The organism is Variovorax sp. 278MFTsu5.1, from assembly GCF_048305045.1.
Taxonomy (GTDB): Bacteria; Pseudomonadota; Gammaproteobacteria; order Burkholderiales; family Burkholderiaceae_C; genus Variovorax; species Variovorax guangxiensis.
Genome location: NZ_CP157622.1, coordinates 6,827,006 through 6,845,180 on the forward strand (window position 1 = coordinate 6,827,006; position 18,175 = coordinate 6,845,180).

The 18,175-nt window shown below is 68.9% G+C and carries 17 protein-coding genes and 1 riboswitch; of the genes, 9 read left to right on the top strand and 8 right to left on the bottom strand.

All coding sequences use genetic code 11. The features are described 5' to 3' along the window. The first annotated feature begins 142 nt into the window (after positions 1-142). The 6 genes from ABL844_RS31905 to ABL844_RS31930 all read left to right on the top strand — a co-directional run bounded on the left by ABL844_RS31905 (position 143) and on the right by ABL844_RS31930 (position 8,300). Positions 143-1,243: an aminoglycoside phosphotransferase family protein gene (locus tag ABL844_RS31905; protein WP_418130101.1), complete on the top strand. Its 1,101-nt coding sequence runs from the start codon at positions 143-145 to the stop codon at positions 1,241-1,243. Positions 1,244-1,312: 69 nt separating this feature from the next. Beyond that, positions 1,313-2,032 carry a 16S rRNA (uracil(1498)-N(3))-methyltransferase gene (locus tag ABL844_RS31910; protein WP_418118555.1) on the top strand — a complete coding sequence of 240 codons (720 nt, stop codon included), beginning with the start codon at positions 1,313-1,315 and terminating at the stop codon, positions 2,030-2,032. Positions 2,033-2,152: 120 nt separating this feature from the next. Next, positions 2,153-3,511, top strand: a complete 1,359-nt coding sequence (locus ABL844_RS31915) for a M20/M25/M40 family metallo-hydrolase (protein ID WP_418130102.1) — start codon at positions 2,153-2,155, stop codon at positions 3,509-3,511. A 101-nt stretch (positions 3,512-3,612) separates the two neighbouring features. Continuing rightward, positions 3,613-4,074, top strand: a complete 462-nt coding sequence (locus ABL844_RS31920; RefSeq protein ID WP_418130103.1) for a YidB family protein — start codon at positions 3,613-3,615, stop codon at positions 4,072-4,074. Positions 4,075-4,176: 102 nt separating this feature from the next. Beyond that, entirely contained in the window at positions 4,177-7,122 is a 2,946-nt protein-coding gene (locus ABL844_RS31925; RefSeq protein ID WP_418130104.1) for a DUF4132 domain-containing protein, read from the top strand. Beyond that, positions 7,119-8,300, top strand: a complete 1,182-nt coding sequence (locus ABL844_RS31930; protein ID WP_126020887.1) for an MFS transporter — start codon at positions 7,119-7,121, stop codon at positions 8,298-8,300. The genes ABL844_RS31925 and ABL844_RS31930 overlap by 4 nt, the downstream gene beginning before the upstream one ends. Here the strand turns inward: ABL844_RS31930 and ABL844_RS31935 are convergent. Together ABL844_RS31935 and ABL844_RS31940 are read right to left on the bottom strand one after the other, a co-directional pair. Next, entirely contained in the window at positions 8,272-9,129 is an 858-nt protein-coding gene (locus tag ABL844_RS31935) for a lysophospholipase (protein WP_418130105.1), read from the bottom strand. The genes ABL844_RS31930 and ABL844_RS31935 overlap by 29 nt on opposite strands. Continuing rightward, positions 9,126-10,637 (bottom strand): M20 family metallopeptidase, encoded by a 1,512-nt coding sequence (locus tag ABL844_RS31940; RefSeq protein ID WP_418130106.1) that lies wholly within the window; start codon positions 10,635-10,637, stop codon positions 9,126-9,128. The genes ABL844_RS31935 and ABL844_RS31940 overlap by 4 nt, the downstream gene beginning before the upstream one ends. A 95-nt stretch (positions 10,638-10,732) precedes the next feature. Here ABL844_RS31940 and ABL844_RS31945 point away from each other — a divergent pair, with 95 nt between their 5' ends. Continuing rightward, positions 10,733-11,503, top strand: a complete 771-nt coding sequence (locus ABL844_RS31945; RefSeq protein WP_418130107.1) for a DUF72 domain-containing protein — start codon at positions 10,733-10,735, stop codon at positions 11,501-11,503. Positions 11,504-11,607: 104 nt separating this feature from the next. Here ABL844_RS31945 and ABL844_RS31950 read toward each other — a convergent pair whose 3' ends face one another. Next, positions 11,608-12,132 carry a bactofilin family protein gene (locus tag ABL844_RS31950; protein WP_418130108.1) on the bottom strand — a complete coding sequence of 175 codons (525 nt, stop codon included), beginning with the start codon at positions 12,130-12,132 and terminating at the stop codon, positions 11,608-11,610. A 114-nt stretch (positions 12,133-12,246) separates the two neighbouring features. Here ABL844_RS31950 and ABL844_RS31955 point away from each other — a divergent pair, with 114 nt between their 5' ends. After that, complete coding sequence (locus tag ABL844_RS31955) at positions 12,247-13,203, top strand: ion transporter (RefSeq protein WP_418130109.1); 957 nt, start codon at positions 12,247-12,249, stop codon at positions 13,201-13,203. Here the strand turns inward: ABL844_RS31955 and ABL844_RS31960 are convergent. The 4 genes from ABL844_RS31960 to ABL844_RS31975 all read right to left on the bottom strand — a co-directional run bounded on the left by ABL844_RS31960 (position 13,148) and on the right by ABL844_RS31975 (position 16,306). Next, positions 13,148-13,735 carry an IMPACT family protein gene (locus ABL844_RS31960; protein ID WP_418130110.1) on the bottom strand — a complete coding sequence of 196 codons (588 nt, stop codon included), beginning with the start codon at positions 13,733-13,735 and terminating at the stop codon, positions 13,148-13,150. The genes ABL844_RS31955 and ABL844_RS31960 overlap by 56 nt on opposite strands. 7 nt (positions 13,736-13,742) lie before the next feature. Further along, positions 13,743-14,333 (bottom strand): methionine biosynthesis protein MetW, encoded by a 591-nt coding sequence (gene metW, locus ABL844_RS31965; protein ID WP_418123509.1) that lies wholly within the window; start codon positions 14,331-14,333, stop codon positions 13,743-13,745. Next, the gene (gene metX / locus ABL844_RS31970; RefSeq protein WP_418123510.1) at positions 14,330-15,505 is read right to left on the bottom strand and encodes a homoserine O-succinyltransferase MetX; all 1,176 of its coding nucleotides are present in this window, start codon (positions 15,503-15,505) and stop codon (positions 14,330-14,332) included. The genes metW and metX overlap by 4 nt, the downstream gene beginning before the upstream one ends. Positions 15,506-15,742: 237 nt before the next feature. After that, entirely contained in the window at positions 15,743-16,306 is a 564-nt protein-coding gene (locus ABL844_RS31975; RefSeq protein ID WP_418123511.1) for a TMEM165/GDT1 family protein, read from the bottom strand. 17 nt (positions 16,307-16,323) lie between these two features. Continuing rightward, a riboswitch (yybP-ykoY riboswitch) is annotated at positions 16,324-16,501 on the bottom strand. Positions 16,502-16,773: 272 nt separating this feature from the next. Between ABL844_RS31975 and ABL844_RS31980 the strand changes: the two genes are divergently transcribed. Further along, on the top strand, positions 16,774-17,292 hold the full coding sequence (locus ABL844_RS31980; protein WP_418123513.1) for an RNA recognition motif domain-containing protein: 519 nt from the start codon (positions 16,774-16,776) through the stop codon (positions 17,290-17,292). 91 nt (positions 17,293-17,383) lie between these two features. Here ABL844_RS31980 and ABL844_RS31985 read toward each other — a convergent pair whose 3' ends face one another. Beyond that, on the bottom strand, positions 17,384-18,166 hold the full coding sequence (locus ABL844_RS31985) for an SDR family oxidoreductase (protein WP_184639141.1): 783 nt from the start codon (positions 18,164-18,166) through the stop codon (positions 17,384-17,386). Positions 18,167-18,175: the final 9 nt, after the last annotated feature.

Here is an 18,175-nt window from a genome sequence, read left to right on the forward strand (position 1 = left end):
CGTAGGCATCGGTTCGGAACGAAATGTCGTCGGGGAAGGCGCGGCAGGCCGGCAGGTTGCAGGGGCCTGTGGCGATCCGCATCGGCCGGAGGCCGGCCAAGGGGGATTGCCGCGCCAGGCGGATTTGTAGAATCGATTATCCATGACAGCACCCCCGCCCCCGGCCGCATTGGCCCCAAGCCGCCCCGCCGAACCCCTTGCCTGGACGGATCCGCAGCGGGCCGAAGCGTTCCGCAGCTGGCTGGCCGCCGTCGCGCCCCGGCACCGGCTGCTGCCCGAAACCGTGAGGCTCGCCTCGGCTGACGCGAGCTTCCGCCGCTACTTCCGGCTCGACACCGCCGACGCCGCCGCCCCCTCGCGCATCGTCATGGACGCCCCGCCCGACAAGGAGAACAGCGCCCCCTTCGTGCAGGTGGCCGGGCTGATGGCCGCGGCCGGCGTGCTGGCCCCCACGGTCCTCGAATGGGACGAGCCCAACGGCTTCCTGCTGCTGGACGACCTGGGCCGCCAGACCATGCTGGACGTGATCGACCCGGCCCGCCCGGAGGCCGCCCGCCCGCTCTACGACCAGGCCATCGACGCGCTGGTGCGCTGGCAGCTCTCTTCCAGGCCCGGTGTGCTGCCGCCCTACGACCGCGCGCTGCTGGAGCGAGAACTGGCCCTCTTCCCCGAGTGGTACATCGGCCGCCACCGCGGCATCGCCGTCGAGGGCAAGCTGAAGGAGCGGCTGGAGCGCAGCTTCAAGTTGATCGTCGATAGCAACCTCGCGTCGCCCAGCGTCTACGTGCACCGCGACTTCATGCCGCGCAACCTGATGGTGGGCGAGACTCCCACGCTCGGCGTGCTCGACTTCCAGGACGCGGTGTACGGCCCCATCACCTACGACATCGCCAGCCTGATGCGCGACGCCTTCCTGAGCTGGGACGAGGAGTTCGTGCTCGACGTCACCATCCGCTACTGGCAGGCGGCGCGCAAGGCCGGCCTGCCGGTCGACGAGGACTTCGGCGCCTTCTACCGCGCGGTCGAGTGGATGGGCCTGCAGCGCCATCTCAAGGTGGCCGGCATCTTCGCGCGCCTCACACTGCGCGACGGCAAGCCCCGCTACCTGGCCGATACGCCGCGCTTCATCGCCTACATCCGCGCCACCGCGAGCCGCTACTCCGAGCTGACGCCGCTGTCGCGCGTGATCGACGAGATCGAGGGCACTTCGGCCATCACGGGCTACGCCTACGGCCGTGTCTGAAGACAAACTGAAAAGGCACCAGCCTGCGGCGCCCGCGCAACGGCCGTTCGCAGCCATCGACTGCAGAGCATGCCGCGTTTCCACTGTTCCGTGCCGCTGAGCGCCGGCGCCAGCCTGGCGCTGCCGGCCGGTGCCGCGCGCCACGTGCAGGTGCTGCGGATGCAGCCCGGGGACGCGCTCACGCTGTTCGACGGCGCGGGCGGCGAGTACGCGGCCACGGTCGAGCGCATGGGCCGCAGCGACGTTTCGGTAACGGTCGGCGCGCATCTTCCGGTGGAGCGCGAGGCGCCGCGCGCGGTGCATCTCGCGGTCGGGATGCCGGCCAACGAGCGCATGGACTGGCTGGTCGAGAAGGCCACCGAGCTCGGCGTGGCGAGCATCCAGCCGCTGGCCACGGCCCACGGCGTGCTGCGCCTGGCGGGCGAGCGCGCCGAGAAGAAGCGGGCGCACTGGGAAGCCATCGCGGTCGCGGCCTGCGAGCAGTGCGGGCGCAACCGCGTGCCGGTGATCCACCCGGTGCAGCCTTTCGCCGGCTGGCTCGAAACCCAGGGCGGGCCCGCCGTGCGCCTTGTGCTGAGCCTCGCCGAGGGCACGCGCAGCCTCGCCGACATGGCAACGGGCGAGCAGCAGCAGGGCGTGACGGTGCTGAGCGGCCCCGAAGGCGGGCTGAGCGCCGGCGAAGAGCAGCAGGCCATCGCCCGGGGCTTCGCGCCCGTCACCCTCGGCACGCGCGTGCTGCGCGCCGAAACGGCGGCGCTGGCCGCGCTGGTTTCGCTGGCAGGCGTCTAGATAGACAAGGCTCCGGCCTCAGGCCCGACGCCATCAGGTGGGTGTTTTCCGCGACGCGCGCGTGGCAAGCCTGCGAAACAATCGTTACTTCTTTAAGACAAAAGAAGGACTTTTGCGCCCATGTCCAAGCTGCCCGGTCCGCTGCGCCTCGCCCCTTTGGTCCTCGCCGCACTGTTTTGCACTACCCGGGGCGCGCTTGCCCAACCCCAGGCCGTCGCCCCGACACCCGCGCAGGTCGGCCCCGAGGTCGACCGGGCATTCACTCAGCTGATGGCATCGCCCGCCGTTCAGAAGCTGCTGGACGCGCTCAGGGCCGACCACGAGCGCTCGGTCGAGGAGCTGAAGGCGCTCACGGAGATCGAGGCCCCGCCCTTCAAGGAGCACAAGCGCGCCGAGGCTTTTCTCGCCCGCGTGAAGGCTTTCGGGCTGACGAACGCGAAGATCGACGCCGAAGGCAACGTGATCGGGCTGCGCAAGGGCACGGGCAATGGGCCGAAGCTGCTGATCTCGGCCCACCTCGACACGGTGTTTCCGGCCGGCACCGACGTGAAGGTGAAGGAGCGCGACGGCCGGCTGCACGCGCCGGGCATCGCGGACGACACGCGCGGGCTCGCAGTGCTGCTGTCTTGGCTCAAGGTGCTGAACGACAACAAGGTGCAGACGGTGGGCGACCTGATGTTCGTCGCCAATGTGGGCGAGGAAGAGCTCGGCAACCTGCGTGGCATGAAGGCGATCTTCCGCGACCACCTCGACATCGACGGCATGGTGGGGCTGGAGCCTTCGGCACCGGGCTCGGTGCTGGTGCTGGGCACCGCGAGCCATCGCTACGAGGTCAGCTTCCAGGGACCGGGCGGGCACAGCTTCGGCGCATTCGGCCAAGTGCCGAGCGCGATCCACGGCATGGGCCGCGCGATCGCGAAGATCGCCGACATCCGCACGCCGAGCTTTCCGAAGACGACGTTCACCGTCGGCACGGTCGGTGGCGGCACCTCGGTCAACACCATCGCGCCCGATGCGCGCATGGCCATCGACATCCGCTCGGACGACATGGCCTCGCTGCTGGAAACCGAGAAGAAGATCCTGGCCGCCATCGACGAAGCCGTGGTCGAGGAGAACAGGCGCTGGAACGTCAGCACCCTGAGCGTGAGCACCCGGCTCATCGGCGAGCGGCCCGGCGGGCGCACGCCGCCCGACTCGGTGATCGTGGAGGCCGCGATCCGCTCGAACGCCGCCTTCGGCAACCGGACGCTGCTGCGCGGCGGCAGCACCGATGCCAATGTGCCGATCTCGATGGGCATCCCGGCCATCGTCGTGGGCGGCGGCGGCAAGGCCTCCGGATTCCATTCGCTGAGCGAGTCCATCGACATGACAGATGCGTGGAAAGGCGCGCAGAATTCGCTCGTCACCGTGCTCGGGCTGGTGGGCGTTCAGGGGGTCGCTCCCGCGCTGCTCCCCAAACGGGCGGCACGTATCAAGTAATTTGTCACGTTGCCAATTCGAAAGTGGGCATGCCACTTTCGGCTTAAGGTCCGCGGCATTTAACAATGTTGGCGGTTCTGTCACACACCAAGGAAACAGTCATGGGATTGCTCGATTCGGTACTCGGTCAGGTGCTCGGAGGCGCTGCGCAACAGCAGCAACCGCAAGGCGGAGGCCTTGGCGGGCTGGGCGATCTGGGAGGCCTGGCCGGCGCGCTGGGCGGCCTGCTCGCCAACAACGGCAGCGTGGGTGGCCTGGGCGGCCTGGTCTCGAAGTTCAAGCAGGCCGGCATGGGCGACGTCATCGGCTCGTGGATCGGCAAGGGCGAAAACCAGCCCGTCTCGGGCGACCAGCTGCAGAACGCGCTGGGCAGCGACACCATCGCGAGCATCGCGTCCAAGCTCGGCATCAACGCGCAGACGCTGCTGCCCATGCTGGCCACCATGCTGCCGGCGCTCATCGACCAGCTCACGCCGCACGGCAAGATCCCCGACCAGGGGCTGGGCAACCACGACGACCTGCTGGGCTCGCTCAGCGGTCTGCTGCAAGGCAAGCAGTCCTGAACCGGACTGCCTTCTCCAGTGTTCGAGCGCCCGCGAGGGCGCTTTTTTTTGGTCCGCGCGTGTTGGCCGACAATCCCTGCGGCATCAATGGAGAGCAATGGCATGGCGGGCAATCGCAAGTCGAAGGGGGAAACCGAGAAGAACGAGGAGAAGAAGGAGGGCGGCCTCGACGCGCGCCCCGACGGCAAGGTGCGGTGGTCCAAGAACATGCGCGAGGCGCTCGCGAAGTTCAACGACCGGCCCTGCGGCCGGTGCGGCGGTTCGCTCTCGGAGGAGCGCAGCCTGGCCGACAGCCTCGACTTCTTCCGCCGCCATCGCTCCAGCTTCTATCCGCCGCGCGCAGCGCGGCTGCGCATGCTCGAGATGCACGGCGCCGCGGCGGCCGAACTGCTCTTCGAGCCCTCGCCGCACAAGGAAGCCGTCACCGACCTGCTGGCCATCCATGACGCGGAAGTGGTGCGCTTCTTCGTCGCGCAGGTCAAGCAGATCGACTGCAAGAACGCGCTGGTGAAGCAGGCGGCGCGCTGGCCGCTCTTCGTGCTGCGCGAGCTGCTCTCGGCGAACCCGGCGCGGCACCAGGCCGGCGCGGCGCTCGTCCTGGAGTTGCTCGCGGCGAATCCCGAGTGGCAGGAGCCGCTCGAAGCCTCGTGCGACGAAGCCCAGCGCAAGACGCTCGCGCGCCTGCAGGAAGACGGCTCCGCCGGCGTGGCCGACGCTCCCGCCGCCGACTGGCCCGCGCTGCTGCGCCGCCCACCGTGGAAGAACCGGCAGGCGCTGCCCGTCATCCCGGTACTGGCGCTGCAGCCGTTGCCGCCGACGGCCCGGCTCCATTGGACCGACCTGAAGCCGCCGCAGTACCTGCAGGCCACGGGCGACCTGTCCGACTGGCTGGCGCGCGAGGTCCGGGTTTCGCGCGATCGCTCGAACCAGTGGATGACCGAGTTCCCGCGCCACCAGCCCGATGCGCCGGACGCCATCCGCGAAGGCGGCAACCTGCACAAGGCGCTGTGGATGCTGGGCCTGCGCCCCGAGCTCATCGACGACGTCATCGCCGGCCGCCACAAGATCACCAGCCCCGAGGACTTCGGCCAACTGCCCGGCTCGCGCTGGGGCGTCGCCGAATACATCTGGCAACTGCCCCCGCCGCTGGCCGTGGCGGCGTTCACGCACGGGCCGGCCGTCGATCACTTCATGGGCGACGTGGCGCGCGTGCGGCCCATCCTCCACGCCCTCGGCGCGGACGCGCTGCCGGGCCTGCCGCGCTTCCTCAAGCAGGGCTCGCGGGCGATGTTCGAGCTGGCCTCGGTCATCGAATGGGACCCGCTCGCCGGCTGGATCGCCAAGGGCTTCCACACCAACCGCTGGGTGCGGCGCGAGGCGGCCGCATGGCTGGAGCGCTACCCCGACACGGCCGCGCGCGGCCTCGTCCCCGTCGCGCTGGGCGAGCCCGGCCCCGCGCACGAATCGGCGCAGGCCGCGCTGCGCTGGCTGCACGACAACGGCCATGCCGATGCGGTGCGCGTCCAGGCACAGGCCTACGGCGCCGAAGCCGCCGACGCGGTGGCGCAACTGCTGTCCATCGCTCCCGAAGACGTTCTGCCCGACAGCCTGCCCGTGGTGCCGAAGACGCTGCCACTGCCGTCGCTGCCCCGCCTGATCCTCAAGGAAGGCGGCCTCGCGCTGCCGCAGGCCGTGGTGCCCGACGTGCTGATGGCGATGATGCTCGGCAAGCCCGACGCGCCATACCCGGGGCTCGCCCCGCTGCTGGACGCGCTCGCGCCCGACTCCCTCGCGCGCTTCGGCCGCGCGCTGCTGGCCTGGTGGATCGGCAACGGCCGGCCGGCCAAGGAGCGCTGGATGTTCGCGCTGCAGGGCCGCCTCGGCGACGGCGAAACCGCGCGCCAGCTCTACAGCCTGCTGCGCCAGTGGCGCGCCGGGCTCGACCGCGTGCGCGCCTACGATGCCATGGCCATGCTCGGCGAGATCGGCAGCGACGCCGCGCTGATGCACCTGGCCGAACTCGCGCGCCAGACCCGCTACGACGACCTGCGCACCCGCGCCGACCGCATGCTCGGCGAGGTGGCCGAGCAGCGCGGCCTGAGCCTCGACCAGCTGGCCGACCGCACCGTGCCCGACCTCGGCCTGGACGCCCGCGCGCGCCTCACGCTGGACTTCGGCCCACGCAGCTTCGAGGTGCGCATGGACGACAGCTTCCAGCCCGTGGTGCACGACGCCCGCGGCAAGGCACTCAAGACGCTGCCCAAGGCCGGCGCGAACGACGATGCCGGCAAGGCCGCCGCCGCGGCCACGCAGCTCAAGGAACTGCGCAAGCTCGCGAAGACAGTCGCCACCACGCAGATCCGGCGGCTGGAGGCCGCGATGTGCGCGCAGCGCCGCTGGGGCCCCGACGAGTTCATGCCTTTCTTCGCGAACCACCCGGTGCTACGGGTGTTCAGCCGGCCGCTGGTCTGGGGCCTGTTCGATGCCGCCGACAAGCTGCAGGGCACCTTCCGCGTCACCGCCGAAGGCGAGCTGGCCGACCTGCACGACGACCCGGTGAAGCTGCCGGAGAACGCGCGCATCGGCCTGCCGCATCCGCTGGACTTCGCGGCGCTCGATGCGTCGCTCGTCACCGCATGGGCGCCGGTGCTCGCCGACTACGAGATCCTGCAGCCCTTCGAGCAGCTGGCGCGCCAGTCCTTCGTGCTCGATCCGGCGTTGCGCGCGGGCCGCGAGTTGCCGCAGTGGGCCGGCCGCGCGGTGTCGAACGCCGCGCTCATGGGCCTGGAAACGCGCGGCTGGGTGCGCGAGATCGGCGACGGCGGCATGGTCAACAGCTTCAACAAGGGCGTGCCCGGCGAGGGCCAGGTCTGCCTGCGGCTGGAAGAGGGCTGGTTCGTGCAGGACAGCCCCGACGGCAAGGTGCTGCAGACGGTGCACGGCGTGGCGCTCACCGGCACCGAGCGCACGCTGGGCGACCTGCCTGCCATCGCATTCAGCGAGATCGAGCGCGACCTGCAGCGCGCGGTAAGGGAGACAAGCGCATGAACCGCAATCTGTGGCTGCTGGCCATCTGCCAGGGCCTGCTGCTGACGAACAACGTGACCTTCATCGCCATCAACGGGCTGGTTGGCCTGGCCATCGCGCCGCGCGGCTGGATGGCGACGCTGCCGGTGATGAGCTACGTGATCGGCGGCGCGCTCTCCACCGGGCTGGTGGCGCGCACGCAGCAGCGCTTCGGCCGGCGCGGCTCGTTCCAGACCGGGCTGGCGGTGGCGCTGGTGTCGGCGCTGCTGTGCTGCTTCGCGGCGGTCACGAAGAACTTCTGGCTGCTGTGCTTCGCCACCGTCATCGCGGGCTACTACAACGCCAACGCCGGGCTCTACCGCTTCGCGGCGGCCGAACTGGCGGCGCCGCAGTGGCGCGAGAAGGCGGTGTCGATGGTGATGGCCGGCGGACTGATCGGTGCCGTGGCCGGGCCCAACCTCGCCAAGGCCACGCGCGAAGCCTTCGCCGTGCCCTTCGCCGGCGCCTACATCGCGCTGGCGGCGGTGGCGCTGCTGTCGATGGCGGTGATGCACTTCATCCAGTTCCCGCCCGCGCCCGCGCGCAAGGAAGCGGCGGGCGGACGGCCGCTTTCGGAGATCGCGCGCCAGCCGGTGTTCATCGTCGCGGCGGCGGCAGGCGCGCTGGGCTACGGCGTGATGAACCTGCTGATGGCCGCGACGCCCATCGCGATGCAGATCTGCAGCCTGCCGTTCTCCGACGCCGCGCTGGTGCTCGAATGGCACGTGATCGGCATGTTCGCGCCGGGCTTCTTCACCGGCCACCTGATCCGCCGTTTCGGCGCGCTGCCGGTGATGGGCGCGGGGCTGCTGCTGAACCTCGGCTGCATCGCCATCGCGCTCTCGGGCGTGGAGCTGCATCACTTCATCGTGGCGCTGTTCCTGCTGGGCGTGGGCTGGAATTTCCTTTTCACCGGAAGCACCACGCTGTCGCTCACCGCCTACACGCCCGAGGAGCGCGACCGCGCGCAGGGCGCGCTCAACTTCTGCGTGTTCGCCACGCTGGCGCTGACCTCGTTCGCCTCGGGCGTGCTGGTGACCACCCAGGGCTGGCGGCTGCTGAACTTCGGCTCGCTGGTGCCGGTGGTGCTGACGGGCGCGGCGCTGCTCTGGCTGGCGCGCAAGCGCGCCGTCAGGCCCGCTGCGGAAAGCGCCGGTTGAGCCAGCGCTGCAGGGCCTCGAAGACCGGATCGGCTTCGAGCTCGTTGAAGATCTCGTGGTACAGCGTGTCGAAGCATTGCGCTTCGACCTTGCCGCTTGGCGCGGCGGCTGCGGCAAAAGCGCGGCTGGCCGCGGGCCGCACGAGGCGGTCGTCGCCCGCGTAGAGCAGCAGCGTGGGCACCGGCCAGTTCGCGGCGCGCTGCTGCACGGCTTCTCCTTCGTAGGCCAGGAAGCGCGCGAGCCGGCCGCCGATGCGGTCGTGCGTGAGCGGATCGTCACGATAGGCCTGCACCACCGCCGGGTCGTGCGATAGGTAGTTGTCGTCGAGGCCGTTGCCCACGCGAAGGTCGGGTGCGATGCGCGGCAGCACCGCGAGCAGCAGCTTCTGGAAACCGTTCAGGCCGGGATCGAGCCCCGGCGAGGACAGCACCACCGCATTGACGTGCCGCACGCCGCGCGCAACCAAGCTCGCCACGACCAGCCCGCCCAGGCTGTGGCCCAGCAGGACCACCGGCAGGCCGGGGTTCTCGCGGCGCGCGTCGTCGATCACCAGCGCGAGATCGTCCACCAGCCGCAGTTCGCTCGGCAGGCCGCCGCGCGGGCCGCTGGATTCGCCGTGCCCGTAGTGGTCGTGCGCCCAAACCGCGAAGCCCCATTCGTGCAGGCACTCGGCCAGCCCGTGGTAGCGGCCCGCATGCTCGCCGAGCCCGTGGACCACGACCACTACCGCGCGCGCCCGGCCCGGCGCCGGCAGCCGGCGCAATGCGAGCGTTTCGCCGCCGGGCGTCGACAGCGAAACGCGCTGCGGCAGAGGCAGCGCCTCGCTCAAGCGGCCACCGGCTCCGATGCTGCTGCGCGGTGCGCGGCCGGCAATGCGGCGATCACTTCGGCCACGGTCGCGGTGAGCTTCTTGGCATAGGGCACGTGCAGGAACTCGTTGGGGCCGTGCGCGTTGCTCTTGGGGCCGAGCACGCCGCAGACCATCATCTGCGCCTTCGGGAAGCCGGCGCTGAGCATGTTCATCAGCGGGATGGTGCCGCCCTGGCCGATGTAGCCGCAGGAAGCGCCGAAGTGCGCCTTCGAGGCCTTGTTGAGCGCGTCCTCGAACCACGGCGTGATGGTGGGCGCATTCCAGCCGGTGGCGCCGCCGTTGCTCTCGAAGGTCACGCGGGCCTGGTAGGGCGCGTTGTCCTCCAGCAGCGTCTTGAGGTTCTGCACGGCCTCGGCCGCGTCCACCAGCGGGGGCAGGCGCAGCGACAGCTTGAAGGCGGTGTAGGGGCGCAGCACGTTGCCCGCGTCCTTCAGCGCCGGAAAGCCCTCGGCGCCGGTCACCGAGAGAGTCGGCTTCCAGGTGCGGTTGAGCAGGGCCTCGACCGGATCGGTGGTGGTTGGCAGCGCGAACACGGTCGAGCCACCGCAGTCGTAGTGCGCCCACGGGAAGCGCTTGTAGACCTCGTCGCCGAGGATGGCGGCGGTGGCCTTGGCCTGCGCGAGGCGGTCGGCCGGCACTTCGCAGTGGAAGCTCGCGGGCAGCAGGCGGCCGGTGGCGCTGTCTTCGAGCCGGTCGAGCACCTGCCGCATGATGCGGAAGCTCGAGGGCACGAGGCCCGAGGCGTCGCCCGAGTGGATGCCCTCGGTCAGCACCTCGACCTTGAGCGTGCCGCTGGCCATGCCGCGCAACGAGGTGGTGAGCCACAGCTGGTCGTAGTTGCCGGCGCCGGAGTCGAGGCAGATCACGAGCTCGACGTTGCCCAGGCGCGGGCGCAGTGCGTCGACATACGGCAGCAGGTCGTAGGAGCCGCTTTCCTCGCAGGTCTCGATCAGGCCCACGATGCGCGGGTGCGCCGCGCCCTGGTTCTTGAGCGCCTGCAGCGCGGCGATGCTGGCGTACACCGCGTAGCCGTCGTCGGCGCCGCCGCGACCGTAGAGCAGGCCGTTCTCGTACTTGGGCGTCCAGGGGCCGAGGTCGTTGCGCCAGCCGGTGAACTCGGGCTGCTTGTCGAGGTGGCCGTACATCAGCACGGTCTCGCCCATGTCGGTGCCGGTGGCCGGCACTTCGAAGAACAGCACCGGGGTGCGCCCTTCGAGCCGCACGATCTCCAGCTTCAGGCCCTCGACCTTCTGCGCCTCGACCCAGGCGGCGGCATTGCGCAGCACGGTCTCGAGGTAGCCGTTGGCCGACCAGTCCTTGTCGAAGCCGGGCGACTTGGCCGGGATGCCGATGTAGTCGGTGAGTTGCTTGACGATGTCGCCGTCCCATTGGGCGGTGACGTCGGACAGGGCGCGCTCGGCGTCGAGCGTGCCGGCGGGCATTTCGCGGTGCAGGGGGGCGTTCATCGGTGGGTTCTCCGCGGGTGACGAAAGAAAGGACGCATTTTGCGCCCAGCAGCGTCCGCGCGTAGAGTGCGGGCGATCTCAACCCGGAGGGCCACGTGAGCAAGGCAAACATCAAGGTGGGCATCGGCGGCTGGACCTACGAGCCCTGGCGCGACAACTTCTACCCCAAGGGACTCGCGCACGCGAAGGAACTCAACTACGCGAGCCGCAAGGTCAGCGCCATCGAGATCAACGGCACCTACTACAGCACCTTCAAGCCCGAGACCTTCCGCAAGTGGCACGACGACACGCCCGACGACTTCATCTTCTCGATGAAGGCCTCGCGCTTCGCGACCAACCGCAAGCTGCTGTCGGGCGCGGGAGACTCCATCAAGCGCTTCATCGACAGCGGCGTGGCCGAGCTGGGGGACAAGCTCGGGCCCATCGTGTGGCAGTTCATGCCGGCCAAGCAGTTCGACGCGGAGGACTTCGAGGCCTTCCTGGCTCTGCTGCCGAAGAAGGAGGGCAGCCGCGTCCTGCGGCACGTGATGGACGTGCGGCACGAGAGCTTCATCGTGCCCGCCTACAAGGCGCTCGCGAAGAAGTACAAGGTGTCGACGGTGTTCACCGACGCCGAGAAGTTTCCGTCCTTCGAGGAGCCCGAAGGCGACATTGCCTACGCGCGGCTGATGATGGCCGACGGCAAGCTGAAGGTGGGCTATGCGCCCAAGGCCCTCGACACATGGGCCGAGCGCGCGCAGGGGTGGGGCGCGTCGCCGAAGAAGCGTGACGTGTTCGTCTACTTCATCAACGGCGCCAAGGAAAAGGCACCGGCGGCTGCCGGTGCCTTGCTGGAGCGTCTTGGCTGGACCGCACCTACCGCGTGAAAGACGCCTGCGGGCGCCGCCGGGCCGCTCCCAAGGCGGCCCGCGCCTCCCCCTTGGGTAGAGTTATACGCAGCGAAGCGGAGTGAAAAGCCGGGGGGCCTGTTTCAGGCAGCGGCCTGAAGCGAGGGCTTGGCGGCGCCGAAGCTGATCTCGCCGGAGATCTGGCCACCTTCCTCGATCACGATCTTGCCGTAGCGGATCTTGCCGGTGACCTTGCCGGTCGAGTGGATGACGAGCTTCTCGCGCACGGTGAGGCTGCCGTCGAACACGCCGCGGATCTCGGCGATGTCGATCTCGGCCGAGCCCTTGAACGCGCCCTGTTCGGCGATCTGCATCAGGCGCGAATCCATGGTCGCTTCGACCAGGCCTTCGACCACGAGCGTGTCGCAGTCGGTGATCTCGACGCCCTTGAGCTTGATGTTGGGACCGACGGTCAGCTTGCTGCCGCCTTCCTTGGCCGGCGCGGTCGCGGGAGCGGTATTCAGGCCGCCTTGCTGTGCGGTGAGCGAAGAAGGATTGACGGGGCTTCCGGAGAGGTTGGTGCCCGAGCCGACGAGCGGCGCGGGGCGCGATGTCAACGAATCGGTGTCACGATCACGCTTGCCGAAGAAGGGGGACTGTGTAGCCAAAGGGGAGCTCCTCATGAAAGGGACTATCGTAAGAACGCACTCACGGCCTGCGGCACTTCATTGCGCAAGAAGCGTAACTGAATAAGTCGATCGGGCGCATGACAATGTGGCGCCATGACCCGTCAGAACACAGCAGCAGCCGACGCCGCCACGTCTTCCACCACGCCCGCATCGCGCGCCATGTCGGCCTCTTCGGACTCGCGCTTCGACAAGCCCGCGCACGGCTGGCGGCGCACGCTCTTCACGGTGATCTTCGAGGCCGACACGCGCGCCGGACTGATGTTCGACCTCGCGTTGATCGCGGTGATCGTGGCCAGCGTGCTGGTGGTGATCCTCGACAGCGTGCAGTCCATCCGCGAACAGTGGCGCCCGGTGTTCAACGTCCTCGAGTGGATGTTCACCATCCTCTTCACGCTGGAGTACATCGCTCGGCTGAGCTGCGTGAACAAGCCGCTGCGCTACGCGACGAGCTTCTACGGCGTGATCGACCTGCTGGCGCTGCTGCCGACCTTCCTCGTGGTCTTCGCGCCGCAGATGGGCCTGGGCTACCTGATCGACGTGCGCATCCTGCGCCTGCTGCGCGTGTTCCGGATCTTCAAACTATCGCGTTACTCCGTGGAGTACCGCGCGCTGGTCTCGGCGGTGGCGGCGAGCCGGCGCAAGATCACCGTGTTCGTGGGCTTCGTGATGCTGGTGGTGCTGGTGATGGGAACGCTGATGTACGTGGTCGAAGGGCCGCAGCACGGCTTCACCAGCATCCCGGTGGCGGTCTACTGGGCGATCTCGACGATGGCCACCGTGGGCTTCGGCGACCTCGTGCCCAAGACCGACCTGGGTCGCGCGATCGCGTCGGTGATGATGCTGGTGGGCTGGGGCGTGCTCGCGGTGCCGACCGGCATCGTGACCGCCGAGATGGCGCGCCGCGGCGGCGACGACGAACCGGCCGCGTTTCCGGTGGCGCAGCGCGGCGTTCTCGCGATGGTCGAACCGGCACCGGCGGTCCCGGCCAAGAGGCTCACTCCCGCGGCCAGACGACGCGCCCTTGCGCAGCATCGCCGAGGCGCACGATGAAGGCATCGGCCTCGGGCTCCGGCAGCGAGAAGGCGAAAGCCACGTCGTCGCCGTGCTGCACGCCTTCGAGCACCGCGCCGGCTGCAGCGAGCTCGCGCCGCACCAGCCCTTCGAGCGCATACGGCACCGAGCAGCGCAGGCTTCGCTGGCGCAGCAGCGGCACCAGCGTGGCGCCGAGCAGGGCCTGCGCGACCGTATCGGTGTAGGCCCGCACGAGGCCGCCCGCGCCCAGCTTCACGCCGCCGAAATAGCGCACCACGGTCGCGAGCGCGCCCTCGACCTGCTGGTGGCGAAGCACTTCCAGCATCGGACGTCCTGCAGTGCCGCCGGGCTCGCCGTCGTCGTTCGCGGCCGACTGCCCGCCCGCCATGAGGGCCCAGCACACGTGCGCCGCCGCGGGATGCTCGGCGCGCAGCGAGGCGACCACCGCCAGTGCCGCCGCCCGATCGGCCACCGGCTGCACGCAGCCGATGAAGCGGCTCTTCTTGATGACGAGTTCGCTGTGGACCGGCTGTGCGAGCGTGAAGCTCATTGCGCCGTCAACCGCCGCCGCGCTCGAACTTGAACACCGCCGTGCTGGCGCGCGCATTGGGCAGCCAGCGCACGTCGCGGCCGTCCTGCAGGCCGAAGGCGTCGAGGATGCGCAGGTTGTTCTTGCCGGCCAGCACCTCGAAGTCCTTGAAGGTGCCGACGCGGATGTTGGGCGTGTCGTACCACTGGTAGGGCAGGCGGCGCGTGACGGGCATGCGCCCGCGCGCCACGCTCAGGCGGTTGGGCCAGTGCGCGAAGTTGGGGAAGGCGACGATGCCGATGCGGCCCACGCGCGCGGTCTCGCGCAGCATGACTTCTGCATTGCGCAGGTGCTGCAGCGTGTCGATCTGCAGCACCACGTCGAAGGAAGCGTCGTCGAACATCGCGAGGCCTTCGTCGAGGTTGAGCTGGATCACGTCGACGCCGCGGCGGATGCACTGCAGCACGTTGCCGTCGGCGATCTCCACGCCGTAGCCGGTGCAGCCGCGCTCGCGCTGAAGCAGGTCCAGCAGGGCGCCGTCGCCGCAGCCGAGGTCGAGCACGCGCGAGCCCTGGGGCACGAGCTGGGCGATGAGCCGTTGGTGTTCGAGGTCGCTCATTGCTGGAACTCCTTGGCGACGCGCTCGAAGTAGGAGCGCACCACGCCCATGTAGCGCACGTCGTCGAGCAGGAAGGCGTCGTGGCCATGCGGCGCGTCGATCTCGGCGTAGCTCACGTTGCGGCTGTTGTCGAGCAGCGCCTTCACGATCTCGCGGCTGCGCGCGGGCGAGAAGCGCCAGTCGGTCTTGAAGCTCACGAGCAGGAACTTGGCGCGCGCCTGTGCGAGCGCGGCGCTGAGCTTGCCGCCGTGGTTGCGCGCGGGGTCGAAGTAGTCGAGCGCGCGGGTGATCAGCAGGTAGGTGTTGGCGTCGAAGTACTCGCTGAACTTGTCGCCCTGGTAGCGCAGGTAGCTCTCGATCTGGAACTCGACGTCCTGCGTGGAATAGCGGTAGTCGGCGCCCGCCGCCTCGCCATTGTTCTCACCCTCCACGGCGCTGCGCAGGATGCGGCCGAACTTGGCGTTCATCACGTCGTCGCTGAGGTAGGTGATGTGGCCGATCATCCGCGCGATGCGCAGGCCGCGCTTGGGCACCACGCCGTGCTCGTAGAAGTGGCCGCCGTGGAAGTCGGGGTCGGTCACGATGGCGCGGCGCGCCACCTCGTTGAAGGCGATGTTCTCGGCCGTGAGGTTGGGTGCACTGGCCACCACCACCGCGTGGCGCACGCGCTCGGGGTACTGCAGTGTCCAGGAGAGGGCCTGCATGCCGCCGAGGCTGCCGCCCATCACGGCGGCGAGCGTCTCGATGCCGAGCGCGTCGAGCAGCGCGGCCTGGGCGTCGACCCAGTCTTCGACCGTCACCACCGGGAAGTCGGCGCCGTAGACGCGGCCGGTGGCGGGGTTGACGTGCATCGGGCCGGTCGAGCCGAAGCAGGAGCCGAGATTGTTGACGCCGATCACGAAGAAGCGGTCGGTGTCGAGCGGCTTGCCCGGGCCCACCATGTTGTCCCACCAGCCCTCGGAGCGGGCCTGCCCCTGATAGACGCCGGCGACGTGGTGCGATGCGTTGAGCGCATGGCACACGAGCACGGCATTGCTGCGATCGGCGTTCAGGGTGCCGTAGGTTTCGTAGGCGAGCGTGTAGTCGCTGATCGATGCGCCGCTGCGCAGTGCCAGCGGGCCTGCGAACTGCATCGACTGCGGAGTGACGACCAGAGGTGGTGACGACGACATGAATGAAAAAACCCGGCCTCGCCAAAAACGAGCCGGGTCTGCCGCGCCTGTCTTTAGCTGAATTTATAAAGCGCCCGCAAGCTGAAGCAAATCGGCGCAAGGCAAAGTATATCCCCCAGGCTGCGCGCACTGCGTGTCGCCTCGCCAACCCCCTTGGGAAGGGGGCAACACCGGCGGCCCGGCAAAGCCGGTTCCGCGGTGTTCCTGGAAGGGGCCGGGCTCCGCCTTTTTCTTTTCTTACCAGCCGACGATCATCACGATGCCGAGCACAAGGAAGATCGCGGCGGAGATGCCGTGCACGAGCTTGATCGGCACGCGGCGCACGATCTTCTCGCCGAGCCACACCACGGGCGCGTTGGCCAGCATCATGCCCAGCGTGGTGCCCATGACCACCCAGAGGTAGTCGTGCGTGAAGCGGGCGGCGAGCATGACGGTGGCGATCTGGGTCTTGTCGCCCATCTCGGCGAGGAAGAAGGCGACGACCGTGGTGCCGAAGACGCCGAACTTCGATGTGCCGGGGGCATCGTCGTCGTCGAGCTTGTCGGGGATGAGCATCCAGACGGCCATGGCGATGAAGGAGCCGCCCAGTATCCACCGCAGCACCTCGGGCCCGAGCCAGCGCGTGAGGTAGTTGCCGACCGCGCCCGCGAGCGCATGGTTGATGACGGTGGCGGCGAAGATGCCGAGGACGATGGGCCAGGGTTTCCTGAAACGCGCGGCCAGAAGAAGGGCCAGGAGCTGGGTCTTGTCGCCCATTTCCGCGAGCGCGACGACGCCCGTTGCTACGAGAAAAGCTTCCATGATGACGTGGGGTTCCTTGGGCCGAAGGACGCAATTGACCGTGCAACACCTTCGGCCATATTCCCGAAGTTGCACGGTCAAAGGTCTCGCCAGGTGTGTTCACTGCACGCGCCATATCCTGGTGGGACAGGACAAGTCTGTTGACGCGGGCCCTTCTCGCAGATCGGAAGGCGGCTACTCCCCAATGACGGGCGGAATTCTACATGCACGCACGGATGTAGGGCGAAGGACCTCGCTCAATCATGCAAGTAGGCGCTAGCTTTCGAATAGTTTTGACAGGTGCTACCTCAAGAAGCAAATTCCCGCTTGCAATTCGGATATTTCACCCATAATGCACGAGCCTCCCTCTTCACTTTGGTCGGGGGGCAGTTCGGTGATCGGTCAGTTTCGCGCGACTCGACGCTCTCGTTTGAGTGATGCTTTCGGGACTCCATCGCTTTTCTTGATGTGTTTATAGGAGTCCCTTGATGGGCAACAAACTGTACGTCGGCAACCTGCCTTACTCGGTGCGCGACGGAGATCTCGAACAGGCCTTCGGGCAGTTCGGCGCCGTGACCAGCGCCAAGGTCATGATGGAACGTGACACCGGCCGCTCGAAGGGCTTCGGCTTCGTCGAGATGGGCAGTGACGCGGAAGCACAGGCCGCAATCAACGGCATGAACGGCCAGCCCCTGGGCGGCCGCAGCGTCGTCGTCAACGAGGCACGTCCGATGGAAGCGCGTCCCCCGCGCAGCGGCGGCTACGGCGGCGGCGGTGGTGGTTATGGCGGCGGTGGTGGCGGTGGCTACGGCGGCGGCGGTGGTGGCGGCTACGGTGGTGGCGGTCGCTCCGGTGGTGGTGGCGGCTACGGCGGCGGTGGCCGCAGTGGTGGCGGCGGTGGTGGTGGCGACGGCGGTTTCCGCAGCCCCTACGGCGCTGGTCCCCGTGGCGGCGGCCGCTCGGGCGGTGGCGGCGGTGGTTACGGCGGCGGCAACAGCGGCTACTGAACCCTGCGACTCTCCGAACGAATCACACTCAGACAGACAAAAGGCTCCCTTGGGAGCCTTTTTCTTTGGGCGGTCGGCGAAGCTGGCCCGATCAGGCTTCGCCGCTGCGCTTCTTCCGTTCGCGCCCCTGCACCGCCCGGTCGAGCACGGCGTTCGGCAGCATGCGCATGATCTTGGCGACCACGCCCATCTGCCAGGGAATCACGCGATAGCTGGTGCCCGCCTCGATGGCGCGCAGCGCCTGGTTGGCGAAGTCTTCCGCCTTCATGAGGAAGGGCATGCCATAGCGGTTGCCCTGCGTGAGGGGCGTGTCGATGTAGCCCGGGCACAAGGTGACGACTTTCACGCCGCTCCCGTGCAGCTCGCCGCGCAGGCTCTCGCAGTACGCCACCACGCCAGCCTTGCTCGCGCAGTACGCGCCGTGCCCCGGCAGCCCGCGGATGGAGGCCACGCTGCCGATGCCGACGAGCCGCCCGCTGCCGCGCCGGACCATCGCCCGCACGAAGGGATGAAAAGTGGCCATCAGGCCCACGTTGTTGGTGGCGAATGTGCGCGCCATCACGTCGATGTCCTCGCGCTCCCCCGTGTCGATGCCAACGCTGATGCCCGCGTTCGCGATCACCACGTCGGGCAGTCCCTGCTGCTCGATGCAGGCATTGCCGGCGGCGACGATGCTGTCGGTCTGCGCCACGTCGGCGCCGTAGACCCGGTAGCGGTCGGCGCCCAGCTGGCGGGCGCTCGCCCACGATTCGATTTCCCCCGTGCGCCGCGCGACCAGCGCCAGCCGGTAGCCGGCGTCGTAGAAGCTCGCGGCCAGCGCCTGGCCGATGCCGCTGGAAGCGCCGGTGATGAAGACAAGCGGGGAGGTCGTCATGCGGGAGAT